This is a genomic window from Paenibacillus lautus NBRC 15380, assembly GCF_004000945.1.
GTDB lineage: Bacteria > Bacillota > Bacilli > Paenibacillales > Paenibacillaceae > Paenibacillus_AQ > Paenibacillus_AQ lautus.
In genome coordinates this window covers 18,511-31,292 of the sequence record NZ_BIMF01000039.1, presented here as the reverse complement: position 1 = coordinate 31,292, position 12,782 = coordinate 18,511, and the positions used below count along the sequence as shown (strand labels likewise).

The window sequence follows — 12,782 nt, the reverse complement described above, 5'->3', positions numbered from 1 at the left end:
ACCCTGCGGGGCGGGCTGTGCCAGCCCCGCTTCCAACCGCAGGCAGCCCAGCAGGACGCCGAGCTGGGCCGCAGAGCGCCAGTCGCCGGTGCCCCCAGCGACCTCCGCCAATAAGGCCTCAACCTCGCCGGCAAGCAGGGCTCGTCCTGCCATGCACTGAATCAGCAGCTCTGCCTGCTGCATCAACAAAGCCCAATCCTCTACCACGTTCCTCTTTTCGATAAAGGAATTTATATACGATCCGTCCAACAGCTGAATCTCCGTCAACAAAACACTCCATTGCGATCTGCTTCCTTCAGGCTCTTGGAGTAAAAACGGACTTAAGCTCTGGTACAAATACTTTTGCCAATCCGATTTCCCCCACTGATCCATGTCTTGGATGGATCGAAATCTCTCTTGAATAACTACGGCCCATCCTAGGGGAACCTGTGTTGATAACAGCACCAATGAGCAAGCGCGCTCGTTCTCATCCGTCCATCTGTTCACTCCACACCACCATTGAAAATCCACCTGCATATCCAGCGAGAGACAACACTTCCATTTCTCTGATGTTCGAATGGCATATATGGCAATCCGCATGACATCAACTCCAATTTCGAGACATATAAGCTGTAAAAGGCCAAGTGCTGGGACGTTATTAGGCACATGTTCCAAGATTTTATATCTACAACTTACCAACTTCTATGCTGAGACTATTACACTATGATATGGATCCTTCTCACGAAGTCCTATGTTGAAACCTGTCATAACCACTCTAGCTGGCTTATTCCCACATCTCCTGGTCGGGTACAAGTACCGTTACGAGGGACAGGAAATCACATGGAACCAAGATCGGAGTTGTGTGTGGAGGTTCAGCTATAGACATATAGACATGTAGACATATATACATATAGACATAGCAAGAACAAATCCATTTGGATATTGGAAAGCTGCCCTACTCCCCAGAAATGCAAAAAACACACCCCTCGCATACGCTAGGAGTGTGCTTCACGCCTTCAATAATATGAGTATGAACTTCGGAGCCAACGTAACTTGCTGATGTTTATCACTGTACATATGGAATCCGAACAGCCTCCATCGGGTTTCTTAGATCGATCCGTATGACTTCTTCTTCATTCTGATCCGCATCCTTTTCCCGTGATGCCGAATCATCGAACTTCCAAGTCCCATATACCAGTTCAATTCCGGACAAATGAGTCAATCTCTGGACAATCTTCAGTGTATCATCGTACGACTGATCATCAAGGACGGTGACACGCACGCGCGTCCCGCTTAGCAGGGCATACCATGAAAGGGCTCTCAAATACCATTCCACCTGCCGCTCATGGTTGGACGTGATCAGCACGTAATGCCTGCGCCGCCCCGTACCTTCACCGGCTCTTCTGAGATGACGGGCATGCACGATATGAACCAGAATAACAGCAATCCCGTACACCGCGAGTATCCACAGCAATTGGGCAACCATGAGACTCACCTCCTTCTCTTATCAACAATATATGCTGATCAGGAGGGGACGGTGACAGTGATGTAACCAGGGCCCACACGGAACTTAATGGGAACGGCTCAAATACCATAAGAGGAACATCTATGGCAGCGTGTCTAGAACTCCATATCATAACAAAAAGGAACCGCCCTTGGCAGTTCCCTCCCTATGTAAGACGCGTCCGTGCATTCGGATCGGCGATTACAACGTCACCCAGCCATATTTGATCGAGTTGATAACTGCTTGCGTACGGTCGTCCACTTCCATCTTCTGCAAAATGCTGCTGACGTGGTTTTTTACAGTTTTTTCACTAATGAACAGGTATTCCCCAATCATCTTGTTGCTCTTGCCTTCGGCCATTAGTCTAAGCACTTCCGCTTCACGCCTTGTCAATGGGTTATTCTCGCCTGCCACAAACTTGACTCCAGCCTCACGCGAACCGCCCTCAGCCATAGCGCCTGCTTCGTTTACATAAGTCATCCGGCGGAGCTGTTGAATGAGCTTACCCGTAACTTTCGGATGGATAAATGCATATCCCTCATGTACCGAACGAATCGCATTAATCAGTGACTCGGCTTCCATATCCTTCAGGAGGTAACCGTTTGCTCCCTTACGGAGCGTTTCAAACACATAACTCTCGTCGTCATGAATCGACAGAATGATAACTTTGATCTCAGGAAACATTTCACGTAGTTTCTCAGTTGCTTGAACGCCATTTTCGGTAGGCATGTTGATATCCATCAGCACGATATCCGGCTTCACCTCGTTACAGAACTCAAGGACTTGAATTCCATCGCCGCATTCTCCGATCACGTCAATGTCGTCCTCCATATTCAGTATACGCTTCAGACCCTCCCTAAACAGCTGGTGGTCATCCGCTAATAATACTTTTATAATCGCGTTCTCTTTTTCCAAATGTTCCATCCGATTACTCCTTTCTCTTTTCTACGTTCGTCGGGATATGAATCACGATCTTGGTTCCTTGATTCTCAGCTGAATCGATCTCCATTCTCCCTTCGAGCAGCTCAACCCTCTCCCGCATGCCAATTAAACCAAAGTGGTCCCTGCTTTTCTGCTCCAGCAAATCGACATTGAATCCCAGGCCATTGTCCTGTACAACGATTTTGACCAATTGCGCCTGGTACGTGATTTCAACAAGCACATAAGTCGGGTAAGCATGTTTTGCAGCATTCGAAAGTGCTTCCTGCACCAACCGGTAGATGGCAGCCTCCATCGCAGAAGAGAGACGATGCTCTTTTCCCCGTGTCTCGAAGATCGTGCGGATTTTCGATTTCTCTTCATAATCATGCACGTATTTACGCAGTGTGGGGATTAATCCTAGATCATCGAGTGCCATTGGACGCAGATTAAAAATGACTTTTCGCATTTCCTCCAAGCTCGATCGAACCTGGCCCTTCAAATCTACTATTTCGTCCTGCACCATCTTAAATTCCTGCTTTGCGAGCATTCTTTCTACAATTTCCGTCCTAAGAACCAGATTCGCCAGCAATTGTGCAGGTCCATCATGAATCTCTCTGGAGATGCGCTTCCGTTCCTCTTCCTGCGCCAAAATAATTTTGAGACCAATGACCTGTCTGTTTTTCGCAGATTCGATGATTCGGGATACCTGACCCAGCTCTCCGGACAAGTATTCCAATACCACGCCCATCTGAGATCCGATCGATTCTGCACGCTCCACGGAGTTCTCGACATTACGAACCCGCTTCTGCAGCTCATCTCGTCTTGCCTTCAGATACATTTCCTTCTCCCGGTAGATCATGAGGTCAAGCTGAAGCTGCGTTGCTTTCTCATACGCCTGCTTGATGTCCTCTTCTTTGTACCGGACAAAATCCCGGCTGACCTCGGTCAGCCGGATCCGGGACCGGCGGTAGTTCAGCTCCAGCTGATCTACCTTCTCTAAGGTTTCCGTCGTTTCTTTTAATGTCCGCTGCAGCTCATGATTGAGAGACGCGAGCTCCTGCCGCGACGCCTCCAATATTTCGAACATTTGGTATTTGCTGTCCTCCATCACTTTGATGGCATTTTTTATGACACGGTCGATGGCATCGGCTTGATAATCCACGCACTCTACTCCATTTCTAACGTTTCATATACATATCATACCATATCATGATTCGATCGTAACGGTCTTCGTGTTCTTGTCCCATTTTACTTTAAGGCCTAATTGCTCGGAAACGAGACGAAGAGGGACCAAAGTCCTACCGCCTTGAACCATAGGTGCTACAGCCGCCGAACTGCGCTTACCGTTTAGAATGAATTCCTTCTTGCCTACCGTCAGTTCCATGAGCATGCCGCCTCTCAGAACACCTACCCGCTGAGCGGATTGGTTCCAGGTTGCTTGCCCGCCGAACGCGTCGAGCACATGCTTAATCGGAACATAGGTCGTTCCATTTTTCAAGATTGGCGCCGAATCGATTGCCACTTTCGAACCATTCAGCATCAGTGATTTTTGCCCAATGGTCATGACCGCTTTGCCTGTTGGAAGTCCTTCATTCCCTGATAGAGACGGCATCGTGAAGCGGATATCGTCAAAAGATACAGCACCAGTCAATGCTCGCTCGTCCTGGCCTTCTTCCACGTTCACCACATACAACCGCTTCATCTGTGCCGGGAATGCAATGTTATATCCGCTGAGATCAATGCTCAGTGTCTTCCAGCCGCTCCAATCCATTGCTTTTGCCAAGTCGACGTACACGGTTTTCCCGTTATTGTCTTGGAGTTCAGCGCGCAGCCAGTTCAGGCTGTTATCTCCCTCTACATCAATCGTCATGGCGGTAGCCTGTGCAGGGATCGTTTTGCCTGTCGTGCCATTCAACTCAGCGTAAGCGTACATTTTTTGCCCTAATCCGCCTGTCATATCATAGGTCAAGTTCAAAACTTTGGACGATGCTTTTGCTCCGCTGCCATTTTTGATCGCTGCAGTCCCGGTTACTGCCGGCACATTGGTCGTGAACTTCACCGGGTAATTCACATTCTCGAAGTTCTCCCACGTGCTCTCGCCCGCTGCCGATAAAATAACGACCGTGCTAAAGCCGTCATAGCGCGCGATGGCATAACCGACTTTCGTATTGCTGTTCACGGAGGATACGGTCAATCGGCCGTCTTTCACGCTGCCTTTAAATCCGATAAACTCCCATTTCAGCGCACTGCTCGGAACCTCCAAGCTCTGGCCGCTGCCCGTTACAGCCGTCACCGGCACGGACACGCTCGTTCCAGCCTGCAGCGGTGCACTTGATACGCCGGTAGTCAAGGCAACAAGATCATCCGCGCCCAGCACCTTGACTTGCATCGTCGCTTTGGTGCTGCCGCTTACCGCCGTCAGGGTCGATGTCCCCGGCTTCGTCGCTTTTATACTTTGGCCGTTAACCGCTAGGTTGCCATTGCTGGATTTCCATGTCGGTTTAATCGAGCCCGCCTCAATTGGATTATAGTAGGTATCGTAGCCCTTCAGTTCATACGTGCCGATTTGCCCGATCAGAAGCGTGTTGCTGCCGCTTACTTTCAAGCCCTTCAAGCTGCCCTGAGGTGCCGTGGAGAACACACCAAGTGCATTAACGATGCTGCGTTGCGTGGTGCCGTATTCCGTATTGAAGGTCAACTGGGTATTCATCTCGGCTAACGGACGGTTGACCATCGTTGTTGATCCGCCGCCGTCGAGGTTCATTCCCTTCCATACTCCAATCTTCGTCATGAAATCCTGAAGCTGCTGCAGCGTCATGCCTTTGCTGTTATCGTTGCTCTCTGTAGCAATCAGGTAAGCGTAACGTCCGTCTTTGGAGTAACCTACGGCTGTACGTGCCCTGCTACCTCCAATCGAATTCACGTTTCGAGAGAATGACGCCGCCTTGCCGTTATCCACCAGAATGGTATGGCCGCCAATCATCATCTGAAGTGTTGATGGGTCCAGTTCTTTACCTGATTTTTTGGACACCAATGCATAATTCGCTTCCAGCTTTTGACCGACAGCCAGATTTTGTTTCACGAACTCTGCCGCAGCCCCATGGGTTCGCAAAATGTAGCTTCCCTCCGGTATCGCTGTTGGCAATCCTGCCATTACTGAAATATCGGTTATGACGCCATCCGTTACCATAACCTCCGTTGGCGTTGTCGAGCTGTTCTTAGGACGCTCAACAGCCTTCCATGCGCTTGTGTAGATATAAGCTGCATTCGCATGGCTATACGTTGACCCGGTGCCCTCTGGCGCATAGGATGTTTTGTTCATACCCGCGAGCGGGAATGAGGCTCCATTTTCAGCTGTAATACTCCCCGAGAATGCAAACTCATCCAAAATTGGCGTTCCATCGTTTGTTACTCCAAAAGCATACATGCCTTTCAGTTCCGATGGGGTTGACATCAACTGACCGTTCGATACCTGAGCACCCATCGGAGCCCCTTCGCTGCCGGTATTAAAAAAGTCACCATTAATAGCAGCTACCGCGCCGTTCTCCTTAGCCATTCCGCCCGTGCTTTGTCTCGTTGTAAATTTATTTCCTTGGCCAGTCATGACGTCCAATTTCACATATTTGTTGTTCAAATCCACCCGAATGACATTGGCCAGCGATTTTGCGCCAGTGCTGTTGATATACTGATACTTCATCAATACCGCGCCGGAAGTAATGATTTCCTCACCGAGCTTCTTAGCCGATGTTGATGCCGCATAAGCTACCGAGGATGTTGATAGATTCCCTATCACTGGTATTCCGCTGCTCAGCACAGGACCCACCCAGATGACTCCTGCCAATGTAATAATCAACCATTTCTTGCCTACACCAGATGTTGTAGACTTCAGTGTTTTCCCCTGACTAACCATGTAATTGTAACTCTCCCATCTCTCGTTCGACACGGATGCCGAACATATAAAGTCTCTAATTAATAGACTTCATTTTTTAGGAAAAGTTACGATTTTGTTATAAAAAAACACTTTCGCGTATCGTACACCAAGTCTTGTACAATTTGTAGCGGCATTTTTTAGGAGTCTATGTAAATCAATCCTATGTTACTATATTTTCATGAAAAAGTAACTAGTTTGTCATAAAGTTTATTCCTTGTTTTCCATATATTCAATGAAAATATGATAACCACGATAGATCATCAGCTTTTTTAATTATTTCATTTTTGTCATATTCTCCGGTTCAACTGGGTTAAATCTCTACTCATAATTAGAAAGAGAAAGAGAAACAGAAAAAAAGGCATGCACCGATTTTTTTTCAGAAGAAAAATTAAATCAGCACATGCCTAAATTTTATATCTGCAACATATCTTAAAATTACCTTAGTTTACGCCAGCTTGTTCTTTCAACGCTTCCGCTTTGTCTACGCGCTCCCAAGGAAGATCGAGATCTGTACGACCAAAATGTCCGTAAGCAGCGGTTTGTTTGTAGATCGGACGACGAAGATCCAGCATGCGAATGATTCCAGCCGGACGCAGGTCGAAGTTGTTACGCACAAGCTCAACCAGCTTCTCTTCGCTCACTTTACCTGTTCCGTAAGTATCTACACTAATCGACACTGGGTTAGCGACACCAATAGCGTAAGCCAATTGAATTTCGCACTTGTCCGCAAGTCCTGCAGCAACCAGGTTTTTAGCCACGTAGCGAGCCGCATAAGCAGCGGAACGGTCAACCTTTGTAGGATCCTTACCGGAAAATGCACCGCCGCCATGACGAGCGTAGCCGCCATAGGTGTCCACGATGATTTTGCGGCCTGTCAGACCAGCGTCCCCTTGAGGACCACCGATTACAAAACGGCCGGTTGGGTTAATGAAATATTTAGTTTCTGCGTCCAGCAATTCAGCCGGTACGACAGGAAGAATAACTTGTTCTTTAATATCCATCTGGATTTGCTCCAGCGTTGCTTCTTCGGCATGTTGAGTCGATACCACGATCGTATCCACGCGAACTGGCGTATTGCCATCATACTCAACCGTTACCTGGGTTTTACCGTCCGGACGCAGGTATTCCAGCGTACCATCTTTACGAACCTCGGACAACCGACGAGCGATACGGTGAGACAATGCAATCGGAAGAGGCATCAGTTCAGGGGTCTCGTTGGTTGCAAAACCAAACATCAGACCTTGGTCGCCAGCACCGATGTTCTCAGTTTCCTTGTCCACTTGGGAAGGATCACGATTCTCCAGTGCAGCGTTTACCCCCTGGGCAATATCGGCAGATTGCTCATTCAGCGATGTCAACACCGCGCATGTATTGGAATCAAAACCGTATTTTGCACGGGTATACCCGATTTCCTTCACGGTATTACGTACGATGGATGGAATATCCACGTATTCAGATTTAGTGCTAATTTCACCAATGACCAAAACAAGACCAGTCGCCACGGAAACTTCACAAGCTACGCGTGCGTTCGGATCGTTAGCCAAAAAAGCATCGAGTACCGCATCAGAAATCTGGTCACAGATTTTATCCGGATGTCCTTCAGTTACGGACTCAGATGTAAATAAACGTCGCCCTGTTAAAGACATGAGATCAACCTCCCATATGAATAGTATGTGATATATCAAGAGGTCCTACACAAAAAATGAACCTTTTCCGACAGGAAAAGGTTTGAAATGTACAATCCTCAACATGCATATTAACTTATTTGTTACCAGGTGTCAATCCAGTAAGTAAGCTGTTTTTCAAGGATTTTCTTGGGTTTATCAATCGTTTTAATCAAGAATAAGTTCCACTTGTAACTGAAAAACGCTACAGTCTACCGAAGAGACTTTGTTCAGCGTTTCGAACCAACCGTTTAGTGATCTCTCCACCAACAGATCCGTTCTCACGGGATGTTAGATGTCCCCATCCAGGACGACGGCTGGAAGATCCACCTCCGATGGTTCCTAACTCGGAACCAAATTCCGTATCGGCTCCATTGGAACCGCTGCCATATCCTACAGGTAATCCAAACTCTGCTGCAATTTCGTATTTCATTTGCTTCAGCATTTCACGACTCTCCGGTACCACTTGACGATTACGACTGCTGCGTGCCATGAAAATACACCTCCTGTATTGGTTTTTACAGAAGTATTATTTGTCGATTTCAAAGCACTCACACGTATAAAACGTTGTCACAACTGGCAATAATTATAAGAGGAATATGCCGGGCAAAAGTTGCTATGCCTCTAAGTAGGATGGAGCAAGTATTAGCATGTGTCAAACGTATCCAAGTGGATTCCTACTTAATGGTATACCCGCCGCGGACCATGACAATCAGATTACTGGTCTGTCCTTCTTTCACCTGGATACCCCGACCTTCACGCGGGAAGGAAAGCAGATGGTTCTTAGGCGCCGTTTCACCATTTAACAGGTCTTTACCATCGGTAAGGTCCGCTACACCGCTAGAGACTTCTGTGTAGATCACAGCATTACCTGAGCGCACAATGAACTCCGTTCCTGCATCGGCAATAAGGATCTTGCCTGGTTTCAATGCAACATTCTTGACTTCTTCAGCACCTTGGGATGGCTCCGTTGGATTTGTAGGATTCGTTGGGTTCGTAGATCCTCCACCGCCGCCATTCAGCGCCTGCTGGATCTGTTGGTCAACGTAACTTTTGGTGACGACCGGGTCGTCAGTGGTACCTGGGGTGGTCCCTGCGCCGGTTGCGGTATTGCTATATACTGCGCCGATCCATATGCCTGAACCAATGGCCAGGGCAGCAAGGGATAATTTCCAATATGATTTCATAAATGATTTGTTCCTCCTCATCAGTTTCCTGCTTATTCTATTAATTCTATTGAAAATTGATAGGAAGATCAAGCTACAGCTGTTGTAGAACGCCCTTGTTAATGATGAAGGTTGGATTTAGTTAATCTTGAAAACAAAAACACACCGGAGAACATAATGTCCCCCGGTGTGTCAAAACCTAATAGGTTTTATTACTTCGCACTATTAACATAAGTGTTAAGGTTAGTTGTTGCATTGTTGTAAGTAACGTCTGCAGTCAAGTAATGGCCTGCAACATTGTTATCTTTACCAACATTTACTTCGAATTTGGAAGTATTAGCTGTGAAAACAACTGGATAGTTGTCGGTGCCACCAATGGTAACTTTATCAACGTTAGCTACATTCTTATCCAAGGTAACAGTCACAAAACCTGTTTCCTTATTGTAGCTAGCACTGGTGATTGCCACTCCGTTTGGTGCTTGAGAAGATGCTTCAACTCTATACTCATCGGATTTAGCAGCAGCAGTTCTAGTGTCACGGGCAATAATGTACTGAGCGTTCTCTTTCACTTTTACTGAAACTGGTACGTTTCGGTATTTTGCATCAAGAGTAACTTGAACTGTGCCCTCCACATTTTGTGTGGTGTAATCGCCCACTGGAATGAGCTCATTAGTTGAAAGATCTTTAAGCTCAAGATCATTTCTCATATCAGTTCCTGTTGCTTCATACTTCGATTGAACATAAGTTGAGAAGGTAACTGTAAACTTATCTACATTTCTTGCAGAAACTCCAGTTACTCTTGGTGCTGCAGTAATGTTAAGAGTCATGTCAACATTGTTAGCATAGTTAGTCTTGTTGTTAGAGTATGTTTCAATCGAGTTGTTTGCAAACAAGGTAACGCCGCCGCCTGTAATATCGGAGCTAGCTTTCAAAGTCACTTTGTTCTCATCATAAGTTACAGTGGCTGGGTAAGAACCATTGATCAGGAAATCACCAGCGCTAGCACGTGCAATTACTTGGTTGAACTCAAGTTCAACTGTTCTAGCATCAGTTAATTTTGCTCCCAACAATCTCAATTCGTTCTGTGCTTTTTGTCCCAAACTTACAGGATCCCAGTTAACGACTTGGCCAGTTTTGGATGTGAGACCAAATGCAAACACTTTGGATACAGATCCATTTGGACCAAATGTAACTTTTGTTCCGTTAATGTACTCTGGGAACTGAAGAACTACGGATTTGCCATTATTAACTGCATCAACAATCACTTCGTTAGGCAGAGCGATTCTTTGAGTAGTTCCACCATTCTTTGTGAATTCGATATAGTAGTTACCTTTTTCTCTAACCTTCGAAAGATCCATTTCTCTTCCGAAATGCAAGGCAACCTTGCGATTTGCTTCGTTGTAATCAACTTTGGAAATACTTGGGTTGGTTACATCAACAGCTTCGAACGAACCGTTGTATTCGTCCATTACGTTTCTCAATGCAGTCATGTCTTCAACATCTTTAATCTTCAAGCTGTAAGTGCCAGCTTCAAGGTTATTAAAGAAGTATACATTGAAAATTTTGTTGGAAGAATCAGCAGGCACAACTTGTTTTACAGAAATTGTTTTGTCGCCTTTTTTAACTGTGTAGTACTTAATGTCCGCAGCTTTAACAGCTTTGTCAAAACGTACAGTCAGTGCATCATTTCTTTCAACACCATAGGTAGCTTCAAGAACATGAGGACGAGTCAAGTCAACGCTTGCAGTAACTTTATGTTCTTTAACAGCGTTTGCGTTACCGGAGTAATCTTTAACTTCAACAAACAAGGAAGTTTCATATCCTGGCAAACGATTAGCAGTGAAATCTATTTCATATACGTTTGCAGCGATTTGAGTTGCTTTTCCTTTTTTCTTGCTGTCGCCAGACTTCCAGTAGAAGCTTTCTTCTTTAACGGAATCCGGATCGATTTCTTCATCAAAAGTTACAGTTACTTTTTCCAAAGTAGCGGAAATTTCAGTAACTTTTGGTCCTTCATTGTCTACTGCAACTGTGAATTCTTTAGTATCAGCCAAAGACTTCAGACCGGCATAGTCCTCAACCAGGGAAGCAGTCAGTTTGTGCGTACCAACAGAGAGTTCGCCTGTGTAGTTTTTCAAGATCACTTCTCTTTTGTTCTCACCTTGTGTTACGGAACCAACAAACGCTTTGTCATCCAATTGGAAGTTGCTGCTAGTTGGAGCGACAACAGGCTCAGAGAATGTTACCTTGATAACTTTAGTTCCAAGACCTTTTACTTCAGATACTGTTGGCAGTGTGTTGTCGGACGAAGAGAAGGACACTTCACCTTGTGGGATTGTGGAGCCTTGTTCGCCTTTAACATTCTTCACAACAATCTTGTATGTTGTTCCTTGTACGAATTTGCTGGATTCGTTCAACAGGATACGTGCAGTTTTGCCATCTTCCAATACAGTAATGGATTTGATTCCTTTAGAGTTGGAATCGATGACATAGTTGTTTTTGTCAGTAGCAGACGCTTTGTCAACTTTACCGTCGAATACAACGTCAACTTCTTTCAAGTTAGTGGAAGTTGCGGATTCAACTTTAGTAGCAGACGTTACTACCCAAGTTACACTTTCAGTGTACTCGTAGTTGTTATGTGTGAATTTCACTTCAGTTGCAGTGTTAGCTTTCAGAGGAGTTTCCAGTTCAACTTTCACGCTTTCGTTGTTAGCAAGTTTGAAAGTTACAACTTTACCGCTCTCAGTTACATCATAAGAAACCACTTTTGGTTTTTGTTGCGACAAGTAGATTGTGTAAGCAACTTCAACCAATTGGGAACGGGAAGCGTTAGCTTTAGGGTTTGTTTTAGCATCTACCAAACCAGCGTTGATTGCTGCTTGCACATAACCTTTAGCCCAGTCAGAAGCGTTGTTGTTCGTTTCTGTTGGAACTTCAAGTTTTTGAGCAGTAACGAGAACCTTCGCCATTTCTTGAACGGTGATTTTACCGTTGAAGTCGAAGATCATTTTCGTCAGGTTTTTACCTTCCATGATACCTGCAGCGTATACTGCTTCTACATAAGGAGCTGGCCATTTGTCAGCTTTGTAGTTTTTGTCTTTGAAAGACGCTTTGCCTTGGATTGGCTCAAGACCCATGATGCCTACCAAAACTTTCGCGAACTCAGCGCGAGTCATTTCTTTGTCAAGACCAGCAGTTCCATCTGGATAGCCAGTGAAGATACCTTTTTCTTTCAGTACATCAAATTTCTGTTGTGTGTTAAGCGCATCGTCACCGAATGCAACAGAAGCAAACATGGAGAATGCCATTGCTGTAGACAGTGCTACGGATAAAATTTTCTTCATAACCTTTTTTTCTCCTCCTTGAATCATCACTTGATTGTTTTCTTTAATTTGGTAGCTCTTATCACTCATTGTCCTGCACCTCCTTTCCCGAGTTGAGCATAAATCATAAATGATGTCTGTGACGATATCACAGAATCTTGTTAACGAGAGAACACTACAAACTAGAATAGATTCCTAATCCTACCTAGGTATTATACAACGAGTCCCATACTCCGTAAAGAACATTTTTCTAATTAATAGACAAGTTTCTTGTTTCGGATAATCTTGGGTTCC

General features: G+C 45.6%; 8 protein-coding genes and 1 pseudogene. All 9 read right to left on the bottom strand.

Annotation, left to right across the window (positions count from 1 at the left end; genetic code table 11):
* Positions 1–486: pseudogene (locus PLA01S_RS30885) on the bottom strand (DNA/RNA helicase); the annotation flags it as partial.
* A 559-nt stretch (positions 487–1,045) separates the two neighbouring features.
* On the bottom strand, positions 1,046–1,465 hold the full coding sequence (locus PLA01S_RS30880) for a hypothetical protein (RefSeq protein ID WP_127596372.1): 420 nt from the start codon (positions 1,463–1,465) through the stop codon (positions 1,046–1,048).
* A 219-nt stretch (positions 1,466–1,684) separates the two neighbouring features.
* A complete protein-coding gene (locus PLA01S_RS30875; protein WP_076324006.1) occupies positions 1,685–2,407 on the bottom strand; it encodes a response regulator in 723 nt (240 codons plus the stop codon).
* Positions 2,408–2,411: 4 nt separating this feature from the next.
* Positions 2,412–3,566, bottom strand: coding sequence for a sensor histidine kinase (locus PLA01S_RS30870; RefSeq protein ID WP_127596369.1), 1,155 nt, complete (start codon positions 3,564–3,566; stop codon positions 2,412–2,414).
* Positions 3,567–3,611: 45 nt separating this feature from the next.
* Positions 3,612–6,314, bottom strand: a complete 2,703-nt coding sequence (locus tag PLA01S_RS30865; RefSeq protein ID WP_127596366.1) for a phosphodiester glycosidase family protein — start codon at positions 6,312–6,314, stop codon at positions 3,612–3,614.
* Positions 6,315–6,775: 461 nt separating this feature from the next.
* The gene (metK, locus tag PLA01S_RS30860) at positions 6,776–7,981 is read right to left on the bottom strand and encodes a methionine adenosyltransferase (RefSeq protein ID WP_127596378.1); all 1,206 of its coding nucleotides are present in this window, start codon (positions 7,979–7,981) and stop codon (positions 6,776–6,778) included.
* Positions 7,982–8,204: 223 nt separating this feature from the next.
* The gene (locus PLA01S_RS30855) at positions 8,205–8,492 is read right to left on the bottom strand and encodes an alpha/beta-type small acid-soluble spore protein (protein ID WP_100540939.1); all 288 of its coding nucleotides are present in this window, start codon (positions 8,490–8,492) and stop codon (positions 8,205–8,207) included.
* A 184-nt stretch (positions 8,493–8,676) separates the two neighbouring features.
* Entirely contained in the window at positions 8,677–9,186 is a 510-nt protein-coding gene (locus tag PLA01S_RS30850; protein ID WP_127596375.1) for a hypothetical protein, read from the bottom strand.
* Between the two features lie 191 nt (positions 9,187–9,377).
* Positions 9,378–12,578: an S-layer homology domain-containing protein gene (locus tag PLA01S_RS30845; RefSeq protein ID WP_127596363.1), complete on the bottom strand. Its 3,201-nt coding sequence runs from the start codon at positions 12,576–12,578 to the stop codon at positions 9,378–9,380.
* Positions 12,579–12,782 lie beyond the last annotated feature (204 nt).

Coding starts and splice junctions, on each gene's coding strand:
- PLA01S_RS30865 (WP_127596366.1), bottom strand. CDS start 6,314: ATGGTTAGTCAGGGGAAAACACTGAAGTCTACAACATCTGGTGTAGGC.
- metK (WP_127596378.1), bottom strand. CDS start 7,981: ATGTCTTTAACAGGGCGACGTTTATTTACATCTGAGTCCGTAACTGAA.
- PLA01S_RS30880 (WP_127596372.1), bottom strand. CDS start 1,465: ATGGTTGCCCAATTGCTGTGGATACTCGCGGTGTACGGGATTGCTGTT.
- PLA01S_RS30855 (WP_100540939.1), bottom strand. CDS start 8,492: ATGGCACGCAGCAGTCGTAATCGTCAAGTGGTACCGGAGAGTCGTGAA.
- PLA01S_RS30850 (WP_127596375.1), bottom strand. CDS start 9,186: ATGAAATCATATTGGAAATTATCCCTTGCTGCCCTGGCCATTGGTTCA.
- PLA01S_RS30875 (WP_076324006.1), bottom strand. CDS start 2,407: ATGGAACATTTGGAAAAAGAGAACGCGATTATAAAAGTATTATTAGCG.
- PLA01S_RS30845 (WP_127596363.1), bottom strand. CDS start 12,578: ATGAGTGATAAGAGCTACCAAATTAAAGAAAACAATCAAGTGATGATT.